We start from the raw sequence: 14,259 nt of genomic DNA, 5'->3' as shown, positions 1-14,259 counted from the left end.
AAGGTGGCGTCGGGATGGCCGCCGGCGCGCGGCCGGCCGATTCGGTCGATGCTCAGATGCGGCGGGCGAGCTCTGCGGCCTTGCCAACGTAGCTCGCCGGCGTCATCGCCAGCAGGTGGTCGCGCGCCTCGGCGGGGATCGCCAGGCTGCGGACGAAGTCGTGCAGCGCCTCGCGGGTGATGCCCTTGCCACGGGTCATGGCCTTCAGCTGCTCGTAGGGGTTCTCGATGCCGTAGCGGCGCATCACCGTCTGCACCGGCTCGGCCAGGACTTCCCAGCACTCGTCGAGGTCGGCCGCGAGGCGCGCGGGGTCGGCCTCGAGCTTGCCCAGGCCGCGCAGGCAGCTGTCGAGCGCGAGCACGGTGTGGCCGAAGCCCACGCCCATGTTGCGCAGCACGGTGGAGTCGGTGAGGTCGCGCTGCATGCGCGAGATCGGCAGCTTCTCGGAGAAGTGCTTGAGCACCGCGTTGGCGAGGCCGAAGTTGCCTTCGGCGTTCTCGAAGTCGATCGGGTTGACCTTGTGCGGCATGGTCGAGGAGCCGACCTCGCCTTCCTTGAGCTTCTGCTTGAAGTAGCCGAGCGAGATGTACATCCAGATGTCGCGGCAGGCGTCGATCAGCATGGTGTTGGCGCGCGCGATGGCATCGAACAGCTCGGCCATGGCGTCGTGCGGCTCGATCTGGATCGTGTATTCGTTGAACGTCAGGCCCAGCGACTCGATGAAGCGGCGGTTGAAGCCTTCCCAGTCGAACTCCGGCCAGGCCGACAGGTGGGCGTTGTAGTTGCCCACGGCGCCGTTGAACTTGGCGCACATCGCGACGCCGGCAATGGCAGCACGGGCGCGCATCAGGCGTGCGGCGATGTTGGCCATCTCCTTGCCGAGCGTGGTCGGGCTGGCGGGCTGGCCATGGGTGCGCGACAGCATCGGCAGGTCGGCCAGGGCATGCGCGAGTTCGCGGAAGCGGGCGATGACGGCGTCGAGCGCGGGCAGCAGCACCTGGTCGCGGCCTTCGGCCAGCATCAGCGCATGCGAGCTGTTGTTGATGTCTTCCGAGGTGCACGCGAAGTGGATGAACTCGGACACCTTCATGACCTCGGCGTTGTGGCCGAGGCGCTTCTTGAGCCAGTACTCCATGGCCTTGACGTCGTGGTTGGTGGTGGCCTCGATCGCCTTCACCGCCTCGCCGTCGCCGGTCGAGAAGTTGGCCACCACCGCGTCGAGTTCGGCCACCGTCGCCGCCGAGAAGGGGGCGATCTCCGCCAGCGCGGGCTCGGCCGCGAGCGCCTTGAGCCATTGCACCTCGACCTTGACGCGATTGCGGATCAGGCCATGCTCGGAGAAATGGTCGCGCAAGCCGGCCACCTTGCCGTGGTAACGGCCATCGAGCGGGGACAGGGCGGTGAGCGGGGACGGCGAGGCGTTCGACATAACGGAGCTTCCGGACAAAGATGCTATTTTAGCGCCTCACCCATCACAGAAGAGAACAAACCACCGTGAGCACTTCGGAGCGCTACAAGATCGAGGTGACTGCCACCGCCGAGTACGTCGCCGCCCAATCCAGGCCCGAGGACGAGCACTTCGTCTTTGCGTACCGCGTCACCATCCGCAACGTCGGCACGCGGCCCGCGCAGTTGCTCGCCCGCCACTGGATCATCACCGACGGCCACGGCAAGGTGCAGGAGGTGCATGGCCAGGGGGTGATCGGCGAGCAGCCCAAGCTCGCACCCGGCGAGCACTTCCGCTACACCAGCGGCTGCGTGCTCGAGACGCCGGTCGGCACCATGCACGGGCGATACCAGATGCTCGGTGAAGACGAGCACCGCTTCGAGGCCGAGATCCCGCCCTTCATGCTGGCGATGCCGCGGGCACTGCACTGAGACGCTGCCGAGCCTCCGCGCCCCCCCTTCTGTCAGGCCCGGGGCCGGCGATACTCGATGACACGACCGCGCCCCTCGCGCTTGGCCTCGTAGCAGGCCTGGTCGGCGGCCTGCATCACGGCCGCAACGTCATGGATGTCGCCTTCCATGCGCGCCAGGCCGACGCTGGCACCGACGCGGAAGCTCTGCCCCGCGCAGACGAACGCGAAGCCGCTGACGGCCTCGCAGAGCGCGCCGGCAATGACATGCGCGTCAGCACGACTGCAGCCGCGCAGGATCACCGCAAACTCGTCGCCCCCCAGGCGGAAGACCTGGTCCTCGACGCGCAATCGCGCGCGCAGCAGGCGAGCCAGATCGCACAGCAGGCGGTCGCCGGCGCCATGGCCGCAGGTGTCGTTGACCGCCTTGAAGTGGTCGAGATCGAGGAACAGCAGGGTGAGCACGTCGCCGGCACGGCGATGGATCGCCACCGCGTGCTCGATCGCCTCTTCGAAGGCCCGCCGATTGGGGAGCCCTGTCAATGGATCGTGGCGCGCCTGGTGTGCGAGCTGGGCGGTCGCCGCGTCGATCCGCGCCTGCAGCGTACGCTGGTTGTCGGCGATCGATTCGGCCATGGCGTTGAAGCCGGATTCGAGCGCACGCAGTTCCTCGCTCGCCGACTGTGCCGGCACCCGCGCCTGCAGGTCGCCGGCCGCCATGCGCCGTACGGCCTGCACCAGCAACGCCACCGGCGTGCCCACCGCGCGCGCCAGGCGCAAGGCCATCACCACGGCACCGGCGAGGGCGAGCAGCGCGACACTGCCCACGGTGAGCAGGACCCGACGCTTGGCGGCGTCGCGCGCGCTCGTGTCCAGCTCCACCTGGACCCAGCCGAGGCGCTCGGCGTCGCCTGCCATCGACGGCGAAGGGTAGTCGACGACCTCGGGCGCCCCACTCAGGACCGCGGCGGAAAATCTCAGCCGCCCTGCGCCGACATCGACCACGACCTCATCCCCGCTCGCCTCCCGCACCGCCACGGGCAAGCCGGACAAGGCCTCGCCGGCGTGGCCGAGGACCTCGCCCTCGGCATCGTAGAAGGCGACGGCGGCGACCTCGGCCTGCTCCAGGGCGCGCGCCATCAGCGCCTCGAGCGCGACCGGATTGCCCGACACGAGGACGTACTCCGCCGCCGGGCCGAGGAAGCTCACGATCGCCTGCCCGCGCGCCAGCGTTGCCTGGTCGAGATCGCGGTTGCTCTGGTACAGAAACAGCGCGCCCAGCACGAAGGCGAACACGAGGCTGGGCACGAGCAGCACCATCAACATCCTGCGCCCGAGCGACATGGTGCGCAGCCACCTCATCGTCTGCCCTCCCCGCGGCTCGCCACGCGCTCGCGCAGGACCTGGTCGTCGGGCACGGCAATGCCGAGCGCACGCGCCACCGTACGATTCACCGCGACGTCGAAACGCTCCGGGTAGCGCACGCCGCTGGCGAGCTGCGCCACCCCGCCCGTGCTGAGAAGATCCGTGCCAAGCAGGTCGGCGACATCGTTCGCAATGTGCTCGGGCGTGCTGAACACTGCCGCCAGGGCCCCGGCGGTGACGTAGGCCGCCGAGAAGGCGAAGATCGGGCGCCGGTAGCGGTAGCTCGTGAGCAGGATCGCACGCGCCGCATTGGGGCTGGAGACCACGCCATCGGGCAGTGCCAGCAGGGCCCCGGCCTTGTCGAGCAGGAACTGCAGCGCGCCGTTCAGCTCCCTGCCATCACTGATCTCGAACACGTCGACCTCGAAGCGCTCGGCCGCGCCCGCCCGCATCAGCTCGGACTCGAAGTGCCGGCTGTCCGGCCCCAGCAGCGCGCCCACACGCGCTTCCTGCGGCAGGATCGCGCGCACCAGGCGCAGATGGCGCGCGGGAGGCTGGTCGAGCACGACTGCGCCCAGCCGACGATTCGGGTAGGCCGCGCGCAGACGTTCGACGTCGCGCACCCCGAGCAGCGCCGCCAGCACCGGACGGTCGGAATCGCGCAGCGCCGCCTCGGCCGCATCGCGGCCGGCAGCGACAATCAGGTCGGCGCCCTCGACCCCCTCCGGCTGCAGGCCCTGGCGCACGGCGCCGGCCTGAACCACACGGTGCATGCCGGGCTTGAGGGCGGCCTGCAGGGCATGGACGAACTGCTGCGCCGCCCCCTTCTGCTCCGACAGCAGCAGTGCGATCTCCAGTGCCTGCGCAGCAGGCGACACCAGGGCCGCCCCGAGCAGCGAGCAGACGAACAGGCATCGGCGCACGAGGCGCGCCAGGCAGCCCATCGATCCACCCGCCCGCGCCGTCATGCTCACCAGCCGATCCGCAGTGTGGCAAAGAGGTGGGCCTGATGGCGGTACTTGCCATTGTGGAAGTCGGGGTACTTGCCCTTGACGCTGAGCGCGGTCACCGAGAACTCGCTGTCCGAGCCCGGTGCGCCGAAGCGGCGCGCCAGCTTGAGATCGAAACGCTCGCCGCGCGGGATGTAATCCCCGCCGTTCATCCAGTAGTACTCACCGTTGCGGTAGTAGCCCAGGCTCGCTCGCCAGCGCTCCGGGAGTTCCTTGATCAGCAGCAGCGAGGTCGTGGCGTGCGGCGCACTGTCGGGAATGTCACGGTCGCTGTAGGGCTCGCCCTCGTCGATGCGGATGAAGGACTGCGACAGGATCGCCCGCCCCCAGCCGTCGCGGCGCCAGTCGATCGAGAACTCCGCCCCGGTCATGCGGAAGTCATTGGCATTGAAGAAGTAGAAGGCCTTCTGGCCGGGGGTGATGGGCTTGAAATCGGGCCCTTCCCGGTTGGGGCAGGCATCCTTCATGAAGTTCGCCCGCACGCCGGGCTCCAGCTGGTCGAAATCGAAGCCCGCCGGGAAGGTCCGGCAGCTGCGGTCATCGATGAAGCGCTCGTAGTACTCGCGGAACACCCTTGCATCCAGAGTCAGCCCCTGCGGACGGAAGTGGGCGACATAGCCGAGGTCGATGAAACGCAGGCGCTCGCTCTGCAGCGGCTCAAGGCTGCGGAACAGGATGCGACGGATGTCGTCGCCATCGCGATAGGTCTGGAAGGCCTTGGACTCCATCAAGGTGGGCGCGCGATAGGCGGTGCCGGTGGAAAAGCGCAGCGCCGAATCGGGGCTGAAGGCGTAGTTCGCCGCGAAACGCGGCGAAAACAGCGAGCCGCTGTAGTCATGGCGCTCGAGCGTGCCGCCGACGTTGATGCGCAAGGCCTCGACCGGACGCCACTCGACGCTGCCGAAGAGCTGGGCGTGCGTGGCATCGAGCCAATCATCGCGGCCGAAAAGGCTCAGCGAACGGGCACGCTCGGAACGCAGGCCGAGGCCCAGCATGGCCGCGATCGAGGGCGACCAGCGCCCGCTGAGCTGCAGCTCCAGGTCATCGCGCTGCACCTCGCTATCGCGGCTGCCGAGGTAGGCCTGCAGTACGCCGCCTGCATCCTTCTCGAGCACGGTCCAGTCGCCTTCGGCGCGCTCCTGCTGGCGGTAGTAGCGCAGGCTCACCGAGGTGTCGGCGTCCACCCGACGCTCCCAGCCGGCCTGCAGATAGAGGGAGCGGTCACGCTCTTCATGGGGCGGAAAATCGAGGTAATCCGGCCCCCCGCGCCAGCTCGGCCCCGCGCTGATACCGAGCTGCAGGCCGAACTCGTCGACGGGCGAGAGTTGCAGCGTGGCGTTGAAGTTGGCCACGTTGCGCGTCAGCTTCTCCGCCCCATGCAGGCGCTGCGTGGGCGGATTATCCTCGAAGTGGGACTCGAAATTCACCACCGATCGCCGCGATGCGGACAGGCGCCAGTCGAGGGCGGCATCGCCTGCGCCGTTGATGCGCACACCGTAGTCGTAGAAGCCGTCCCGCCCGCGACGCAGGATCACGGCGCCGCCGCTCTCGGTCGCAGGCGAACGCGTGATGATGTTCACCACCCCCTGGAAGGCATTCACCCCGTAGGCCGCGCCGTTGGGCCCGCGCACGACCTCGACGCGCTCGATGTCGTCGACCCGCAGCGGCAGATTGTCCCACTTGGTGTCGCCCCACAGCGGGCTGTTGATGGTGCGCCCGTCTATCATGACCTTGATCCGGCGGTCATAGGCATCACCGAGGCCATGACTGGCAACCGAGGGCGAGCCATCGGCGATATCGGCGACCAGAAAGCCGGGCACCAGGCGCAGCAGGTCGTGGATCGTGGTGAAGCCCGAGGCCTCGATCATGTCGCGGTCGATGACCGTGACCGGTGCCGGCGCATCGAGCGGCGACTGCACCAGGCGTGAGGCGGTGAGCACGAGCGGAATGTCGTCGAAGAAGGGATCGCCGCCCTGCGCGCCGGCAGGAAGCAGGCAGACGAGCCCCAACAGCGTGCGCCACAACGGACGCCGACAACAACCGAACCCAGAACCCCGCGCCTGCATACCTTCCCCTGCCAGAACTCGCCCGTCACGCTCTCATGCGACAGTCATCGACCGAACCAGACATCGATTGTGCCCGGAATGGGGATCGCGCTGGCGTGGCTTGCACACGCGCGAGTGAAGCAGGTCACGGCGGCCCACCGCTTGCGGGGACCGGCGCCACGCGCAAGCGGTGCTCAACTGCGATAGTCGGCGTTGATCTTCACGTAGTCGTAGGAGAAGTCGCAGGTCCACACGGTGGCCGCGGCGTCGCCGCGCGCGAGGTCGATGCGCACCGTCAGCTCGGCATGCTTCATGATGCGCGACCCGGCCTCTTCCACATAGCTCGCAGCCCGTCCGCCGTGCTCGGCGACGAGCACGGTCTCATCCGGGTTGCCCAGCCACACTTTGAGCCTGGACACATCGAGGTCATCGATGCCGGCGTAGCCGATGGCGGCCAGAATGCGGCCGAGATTGGGGTCGGAGGCAAAGAAGGCGGTCTTCACCAGCGGCGAGTGTCCCACCGCGTAGGCAACCTGGCGGCACTCGTCGCGGTCGCGACCGCCCTCAACGACGATGCTCATGAACTTGGTCGCGCCCTCGCCGTCGCGCACGATGGCCTGGGCGAGCGCGATCGATACCTCGACCACCGCATCGCGCAGCACCTTGAAGTCGGCGCTGGCGGCGTCGACGATCTCCGCGTTGCCCGCCGCGGCCGTGGCGATCAGCACGAAGGAGTCGTTGGTGGAGGTGTCACCATCGACGGTGATGCTGTTGAAGGACAGGTCGGCCGCCTCCTTGACCAGGGCATCGAGCAGCGGCTGGGAGACGGCTGCATCACACGCGAGAAAGCCGAGCATGGTCGCCATGTTCGGCCGGATCATGCCGGCCCCCTTGCTGACCCCGGTGAGGGTGACCGTGCGGCCGCCGATCTGCACCTGCTTCGACACCGCCTTGGCCAGGGTGTCGGTGGTCATGATGGCGTGCGCCGCGTCGAACCAGCCGTCGGCGCGCAGATCGGCGACCGCCTTCGGCAGGCCGGCGAGCAGGCGCGCCATCGGCAGCGGCTCGAGGATGACGCCGGTCGAGAACGGCAGCACCTGCTCGGCCCGCACCCCCATCTCCTTCGCGAGCGCAACGCAGGTGGCGCGCGCATTGGCCAGGCCCGATTCGCCGGTGCCGGCGTTGGCGACACCGGTGTTGATCACCAGTGCCCGCGGCGCCGCCATGGCAAGGTGCTCGCGGCACAGCTGCACCGGTGCGGCGCAGAAGCGGTTGCGGGTGAACACCCCGGCGGCACGGCTGCCCGCAGCCAGTTCGACGACCGTGAGGTCGCGTCGGTTGAGCTTGCGGATGCCGGCTTCGGCCACGCCCAGCGCAACGCCCTGCACGGGAAGAAGTTGAGCCGGTTGGGGGGTGCTCAGATTGACGGCCATAGCGATCTCCAGAGTGGGGCCCACCGGCCAATGGCGACCGGCAATTGAAGGAGTGCGAATGATAGCGGATTCAGTTGCCGCGCATTTTCCGCGGTGTCTCAGGCGCGCGCCCCGCCTGGCTCAGGCCGTATCACCGCTGTTACACCGCCCATCGTGGGCAGTCGATCCCGCCTTGCGGCGCAATCCCCCTGCCTGCGGGGAGACGCGCCTGTCATTCCATTCGGTAGCGTTCGGCGTGCTGTACAGAAGATGAACAATCGGGAACTCATCGGCCTCGACCCGGGGGGCACACCGGAGCCAGAACCCTGCGGCAACTCAGGGCCCGCGCCCCTTCGCCCTTCTCGGGCATGAAGCTTGCGTAACAGCCGCAGGACCCTGCGCGACGCACGGTTCTGACCAAGATCAGTGGAGGAAGCCATGAAGCGAAGTCTTTTAGCGAGTGCGATCGCACTTGCGTTTGGTTTTGCAACGCAGGCAGGCGCGAACCCGACGAACACCGTTCTGGAGGGCGCGGACAACATCAATCAGACGGCGACGGCCCAGTCCGACCAGGGCGGCACGGGCGCAATGGCCAACGAGTACTCGTCGGCGGTGTGGAAGTCGGACGCCAGCGTCACCACCAAGGAACGCAACAACAACAGCACCGGCGACAACCGCGACAACGACGGCAAGGCGTGGGCGAACGACTACGGCACGGCAGCCAACAACGGCGGCACCGCCACCTCGAGCATCGACAATGCCTTCAACACGAGCAAGGCCGTTGCGATGTCGAAGCTGAGCGGCATGGTGACCAAGATTCATGTCCACGGTCTTGGCAACAGCGCATTCAACAAGGGCGACGCCAACGGCGGCAACGGCGGCATGGCCTTCGGCGGTGACGGCGGCAACGCCTACGGCGGCGACGCCAAGGGCGGCAACGGCGGCGACGGCGGCAAGGCCTACGGCGGCGACGGCGGTGATGGCGCCAAGGGTGGCATGGCCTTCGGCGGCGACGCCGATAGCGGCAGCGCGAACGCTCGCGCGAACGGCGGCCGCGCGTCCGGTGGGGACGCAGACAGCGGCAGCGTCTATGCCGGCGGTGGCGGCAGGGCGACGGCAGGCGATGCCTCGTCGGGCAGCGCACGCGGTGGCAACGGCGACGACGGCGGCAATGCGAGCAAGGCCTGGGCAGGCGGTGGCGGCGATGCCGACGCGGCAGTCAAGGCTTCGGCCGATTCCGGCCGTGCAGCGGGCGGTGACGCCAAGGGTTACGTAGGCGGCACCAAGGCCTCGGCGGGCGACGCCAAGGCCGCCGACTTCGCCGCGGGCGGCAACGCCAAGGGCATCGGTGGCGACGCCAAGACCTATGACTCCGCTTATGTCGGCGGTGCCGACGCGGCCACCAAGGCCGGCGGCAGCGGAGCTGACGGCGGCTACGCCGACGGCGGACGCGCATCGGCCAAGGCAGCGGACGCCGACGCCAATGCCCGCGGTCGTGGCAATGACACGGCGACGGCGAGCAACACCGCCAACCCCGCGGGTGGGGCAGGTGGCACCGGCGGTGCTGCAACCTCCGCAGGCGGAACGTCCGGAGCGGCGACCGCAAATGGCGGCAGCAGCAACCAGAACGCCAATGCAGCCGGCGGCGCCGGCAGCGGCACGGGTGGCGATGCGACCTCGAGCGCCGCGGCAACGGGTGGCGCAGCAAACGGCACCGGCGGCAGCAACGCCTCGAACGGCGGTGCGGGCACGTCCGGCACTGCCACCGCAAATGCCGGCAACAGCGCGAGTAACGGCGGTGCCGGCGGCAACGCCAGCAACACCGGCGGCGCAGGCGGTGCCGGCGGCTCGGCAACGAGTGGCATGGCGACGGGCGGCAACGCCAACGGTGGCCAAGGCGGGGTTGCGACCAGCGGCGCTGCAAGTGGCGGTGACGCGACCGGCGGTGACGGCACCAGCACGGCGACCAGCGGCAACGCAAGCGGCGGCGTGGCGACCGGCGGTGCAGGCGGCGATGGTGGCGCCGGCCAAGGCGGCACCGGTGGCACCGGCGGCAACGGCGGCACCCTCACGGCGGGTGCGGCCACGGGCGGCGCGGGCCAAGGCGGCTCCGGCGGCACCGGCGGCAATGGCGGCACTGTCAGCGTCGACGCGGGCACCTTCAGCATGGCCAACACGATCTCCGGCAGCTTCACCAACGGAGCGGGGATCATCATCAATGCCCAGAACAGCGGTATTGGTGCGTTGGTGCAGCAAAGTGCAAACGTGCAGGCAAACCTGAACTTCAACAGGTAAGCCTCGTCGCGGTGCCGGTCTTCATCTTTGGCCGGCACCGCACACGTTTGACGGATCAAGGAGGTCAACCATGAGATCCCCTGTATCGATGATCGCACTAGGTGTCGCGCTGGTCCTTGCCTGCGCCTCGCCTTCCTATGTTCATGCAGAAGAAGGCACTGCGACAGCAGACACACCACGGCTGATGCTGGGCGACAAGGTGATCGACAACGCGGCGCTGGATACGCAGCGTGGCGGTGCCGACACTCACTTGAGCGACATTCGTGCGGTGGGCTCCGTCAGCGAAGTTCAGGCCTACGACCTGGTGACCGGGCACAACATCGTTTCGGATGGTGCCCTGAGCGGGACGACCGGCATGCCCATGTTCATCCAGAACTCGGGCAACGGTGTGCTGATTCAGAATGCAGTCATCCTGAACGTCCAAGTGCAGTAATCACCCGGTCCTGATGGCGACTGGGAAGTAACAGCATCGACTTGTACGCGTACTGCCGGAGCCGTGCCGCTTCACTTCCGGGTAGCGACGGCACCTCGAGCAATCAACTGAAAAGTGGAGAGCAATAATGAAAATGAGTCATGTCGCGAGTGCCATCGCACTCGCCTTCGGGTTTGCCACCCAAGCATCGGCGAATCCGACCAACACGATCGAACTGGGTGGTGAGACGCTCACGCAAGAGGCGACCGCAAATTCGACGCAGGGCGGTAATGGCGCGATGGCCAACGAAGGTTCGAAGGCGTACTGGAAGACGGATACCAGTTCGTACTCGAGCGAGAAGAACGACAACAGCGCCGGGAACAACCGTGACAACCGCGGCGCAGCATGGGCCAAGGACCACGGCACGGCGGCCAACAACGGTGGCGCGGCGAGTTCGACCATCAATAACGCGTTCAATACCAGCAAGGCGCTTGCCATCTCGAAGTTGGACGGCATGGTGACCAAGATCAGCGTTCATGGCCTCGGCAACAGCGCCTACAACCTCGGTGACGCCAATGGCGGCGCCGGCGGCAAGGCGTACGGCGGCGACGGCGGCAAGGCCGCAGGCGGCGATGCCAAGGGTGGAAACGGCGGTGATGGCGGCATGGCATGGGGCGGCAACGGCGGCGACGGTGCCAGTGGTGGCGTGGCGAAGGGTGGCGATGCAGATAGCGGCCGCGCCAGTGCCTCCGCTTCCGGCGGCAAGGCCTCCGGTGGCGATGCCGACAGCGGCTACGTGAAAGCCGGCGGCGGCGGCGGCGCGGCTGGCGGCGATGCCCGCTCGGGCTACGCCGGCGGCGGCGATGGCGGTGACGGCGGCAATGCACGCAATGCTGCGGCCAAGGGTGGCGGCGACGCCGAAGCCAAGGTGTACTCGTCCGCCGATTCGGGCAAGGCCGGCGGCGGCGACGCGTATGGCGCTGCTGGCAGCACGAAGGCCTCGGGCGGGGATGCAGGCGCGAAGAGTGCGGCACTCGGTGGCGGCGGAACGGGCGTCGGCGGCGATGCCGCTGCGGCCGGGAAGGCCAAGGTGGGCTCCGCCGAGGCGGCCAGCAAGGCTGGCGGCAGCGGTGCTGACGGTGGCAATGCCGATGGTGGCAGCGCCTGGGGTGGCGCACATCAAGCCACTGCCCGGGCACGCGGCCCCGGCAACGATGCCGCGGACGCCAGCAATGCGGTCACGGCGACTGGCGGGGCCGGCGGCATGGGCGGTGCGGCGGACTCCGCCGGCGGACAGAGCGGTAACGCGGATGCTACCGGCGGCGCGAATACGCAGACCGCCACGGCCACGGGTGCGGCCGGCACCGGAACGGGCGCCGCGGCTAACTCCGGCGCGACCTCCACCGGAGGCGACAGCACCGCCAACGGCGGCAGCAACACGTCGCAAGGCGGCATGGCGAACTCTGGCATGGCGAGCGCCGCATCGGGTGACAGCACCGCGACCGGCGGCAACGGCGGCACCGCGAGCAACACCGGCGGTAACGGCGGTGACGGCGGGCTCGCGATGACCGGTGACGCCGCCGGCGGCGCGGCGACGGGCGGCGACGGTGGCCAGGCAAGCAGCGGCACGTCGACCGGTGGAGCCGCGACGGGCGGCGCCGCAAGCAGCATGGCCTCGAGTGGCGCCGCCGATGGCGGTGACGGGACCGGCGGCGCAGGCGGTGCAGGCGGCACTGGCAATGGCGGCCAGGGTGGTGCTGGCGGTGCGGGCGGCAGCCTGGCCGGCGGCAACGCCACCGGTGGAACCGGCAATGGCGGCCAGGGCGGCACCGGCGGCAATGGCGGATCGGTGGCCGTCGCCGCGGGCACGTTCGACATGTCGAACACCATCAGTGGCAGCTTCACCAATGGTGCAGGCATCCTGATCAGCGCCCAGAACAGCGCGATCGGTTCGCTGGTGCAGCAAAGTGCCAACGTGCAGGCCAACATGAACTTCAACAGGTAAGCTGTCTGCACGCAGGGCGGTGCCGGTCGGCTGATGCCAACCGGCACCGCAAGCAGTAGACGCTGCGCCTGGGCGGTCGAACCAGGTTAACAAGCTCGACAACAATACGCGCAATGCTCCGACGGGAGCAGGGCCGAGAAACAGAGAAACACGATGACAAAGCAACGAATGGCGGCACTCGGACGGCGGGTCATGGGACTCTGCGTGACCTTGTTCGCCATCGGAGTCATGCCGTCGCCAGCGCAGGCGGAACGCCTCAACATCATCACGCCGACGGCGGGCGGTGCCGCGGTACCGACAGTGAGCATGAAGGGGCTGCGGTTTTCGGCGACGCTGCGACAACAGTACGATTTCAGTTGTGGCTCGGCAGCGGTGGCGACGCTACTCACTCATCACTACGGCTGGAAGGTGGACGAAGCCGCCGTCTTCCAGGCCATGTTCGAACACGGCGACCAAGCAAAGATCCGCCAGGAAGGCTTCTCGATGCTGGACATGAAGCGCTACCTCGACAACCGGGGTTTCACTGCCAATGGCGTCGAGGCAAGCCTCGATCAGCTCGCCGAGGTCAAGGTCCCGGCAATCGCCCTGATCAACGAAAACGGCTATGCCCACTTCGTCGTCATCAAGGGGGTGCGCGGCAAGGATGTGCTGCTCGGCGACCCGGCAATGGGCACCCGCGTCATGGCGCGCAAGGATTTCGAGCGCTACTGGATCAACAGCATCCTGCTCGTGGTGACCAATCGCATCGAGGTTGCGAAGTTCAACCGCGACGAGGATTGGCGGGTTCGCCCGGGCGCCCCCTTGCAGGCTCAACGTGACAACGCGGTGGCGGCCATGCACAGCCTGACCCGTCGCAGCATCGTGGACTTCTGAGGGGGAGAACAAGGATGCGCGGCCGCATGCTCAAGCTTCTCACCCTGCCAGCCCTGCTCGCGGGCCTCACTGCGATCGGTATCAGCGCGGTCGACGGCAGCGAGCGCGCACGGGGCACCGTCAATTGGCTGTCGAGTGAGCTCGACTGGCTGATCGAGGTGCAGAAGTCGACAAGGCAGGAACCGAAGGAGGATACGACCAAGGCCCAGCCTGCTGTTGAAGTCGTCGAGGCCGTTGTGCGCCCTATTGCAGAACTGCGCCCGGCTGCCGTCGCCGAGGTCGTGGAGGCGCGCGTACGCCCGATCGAGGAAGTGCACGTTGCCATCGAGCCCGCGGTTGCGCCCGAAGTCACCGCACGCATTGTATCGATCGACGAGGTTCGCGCCCGATCGGCCGCCGGGAAGAAAAATTCGCTACAACTGCCGAAAGATGTCGACAGTTCGGACGCAGCAGAAGCTAGTCCAAGCGAAGCCATTTCCGACCGGCTTGCAGGAATGGGCGCCTTGATGGCGTCGGCCAGCGTCGCGTCGGACCAGCTCGGCGAACTGCGCGGCGGTTTCGAGACACCCGGCGGGCTGCGCCTGAACTTCGGCATCGAGCGCGTGGTGATGATCAATGGGGTGCTACAAAGCACCACCAGCCTGCGCATTGACGAGCTCGGCAAACTGGTCGGCGGCAAGGCCGTCGATGACGCCTTGGCGGCTGGTAACACACTGGCCGTGATCCAGAGCGGCCAGAACAACGTCGTCACCTCACCGCTTCCGGGCACCACGCTTGCAACCGTGGTGCAGAACTCGCTGAACAATCAGAAGATCCAGTCGGTCACGACGATCAACGCGACCATCAACAGCGCCGAAGTCATGCGCCAGATGCGCATGCAGCAGTCCCTGCAGGAGGCCCTTGGTCGCTCGGCCCTGATGCGCTGACGGCAAAGCCGCCAACGTTCAGGGCTATACATTGAGGAAGGCGGGGGCGCTCACACGCCC

The 14,259-nt window shown here is 68.0% G+C and carries 11 protein-coding genes; 6 read left to right on the top strand and 5 right to left on the bottom strand.

The window, feature by feature from the left end; translation table 11 throughout:
- Positions 1 to 52 precede the first annotated feature (52 nt).
- Complete coding sequence (gene purB, locus ACMV5O_RS12285) at positions 53 to 1,429, bottom strand: adenylosuccinate lyase (protein WP_416163725.1); 1,377 nt, start codon at positions 1,427 to 1,429, stop codon at positions 53 to 55.
- Between the two features lie 65 nt (positions 1,430 to 1,494).
- Between purB and apaG the strand changes: the two genes are divergently transcribed.
- Positions 1,495 to 1,878, top strand: coding sequence for a Co2+/Mg2+ efflux protein ApaG (gene apaG / locus ACMV5O_RS12280; protein WP_416163724.1), 384 nt, complete (start codon positions 1,495 to 1,497; stop codon positions 1,876 to 1,878).
- A gap of 32 nt (positions 1,879 to 1,910) precedes the next feature.
- On the opposite strand, the gene ACMV5O_RS12275 is transcribed toward apaG, so the two are convergent.
- The 4 genes from ACMV5O_RS12275 to argJ form a co-directional block, all read right to left on the bottom strand.
- Entirely contained in the window at positions 1,911 to 3,218 is a 1,308-nt protein-coding gene (locus ACMV5O_RS12275) for a diguanylate cyclase (protein WP_416163723.1), read from the bottom strand.
- A complete protein-coding gene (locus ACMV5O_RS12270) occupies positions 3,215 to 4,189 on the bottom strand; it encodes an ABC transporter substrate-binding protein (protein WP_416163770.1) in 975 nt (324 codons plus the stop codon). The genes ACMV5O_RS12275 and ACMV5O_RS12270 overlap by 4 nt, the downstream gene beginning before the upstream one ends.
- Positions 4,190 to 4,191: 2 nt before the next feature.
- The gene (locus ACMV5O_RS12265; protein ID WP_416163722.1) at positions 4,192 to 6,240 is read right to left on the bottom strand and encodes a TonB-dependent receptor plug domain-containing protein; all 2,049 of its coding nucleotides are present in this window, start codon (positions 6,238 to 6,240) and stop codon (positions 4,192 to 4,194) included.
- Between the two features lie 230 nt (positions 6,241 to 6,470).
- Complete coding sequence (gene argJ, locus ACMV5O_RS12260) at positions 6,471 to 7,709, bottom strand: bifunctional glutamate N-acetyltransferase/amino-acid acetyltransferase ArgJ (RefSeq protein ID WP_416163721.1); 1,239 nt, start codon at positions 7,707 to 7,709, stop codon at positions 6,471 to 6,473.
- A 417-nt stretch (positions 7,710 to 8,126) separates the two neighbouring features.
- Here argJ and ACMV5O_RS12255 point away from each other — a divergent pair, with 417 nt between their 5' ends.
- The 5 genes from ACMV5O_RS12255 (at position 8,127) to ACMV5O_RS12235 (ending at position 14,199) form a co-directional block, all read left to right on the top strand.
- Complete coding sequence (locus ACMV5O_RS12255; RefSeq protein WP_416163720.1) at positions 8,127 to 9,983, top strand: hypothetical protein; 1,857 nt, start codon at positions 8,127 to 8,129, stop codon at positions 9,981 to 9,983.
- Positions 9,984 to 10,053: 70 nt separating this feature from the next.
- On the top strand, positions 10,054 to 10,416 hold the full coding sequence (locus tag ACMV5O_RS12250) for a hypothetical protein (RefSeq protein ID WP_416163719.1): 363 nt from the start codon (positions 10,054 to 10,056) through the stop codon (positions 10,414 to 10,416).
- Positions 10,417 to 10,543: 127 nt separating this feature from the next.
- Positions 10,544 to 12,400 carry a hypothetical protein gene (locus ACMV5O_RS12245; RefSeq protein ID WP_416163718.1) on the top strand — a complete coding sequence of 619 codons (1,857 nt, stop codon included), beginning with the start codon at positions 10,544 to 10,546 and terminating at the stop codon, positions 12,398 to 12,400.
- 153 nt (positions 12,401 to 12,553) lie between these two features.
- On the top strand, positions 12,554 to 13,273 hold the full coding sequence (locus ACMV5O_RS12240) for a C39 family peptidase (RefSeq protein WP_416163717.1): 720 nt from the start codon (positions 12,554 to 12,556) through the stop codon (positions 13,271 to 13,273).
- Between the two features lie 26 nt (positions 13,274 to 13,299).
- Positions 13,300 to 14,199: a hypothetical protein gene (locus tag ACMV5O_RS12235; RefSeq protein ID WP_416163716.1), complete on the top strand. Its 900-nt coding sequence runs from the start codon at positions 13,300 to 13,302 to the stop codon at positions 14,197 to 14,199.
- Positions 14,200 to 14,259: the final 60 nt, after the last annotated feature.

Source organism: Thauera sp. WH-1 (assembly GCF_047806685.1).
Classification (GTDB): domain Bacteria; phylum Pseudomonadota; class Gammaproteobacteria; order Burkholderiales; family Rhodocyclaceae; genus Thauera.
Note: the sequence above shows the minus strand (reverse complement) of the source record. Positions and strands in the feature narration are given on the sequence as shown.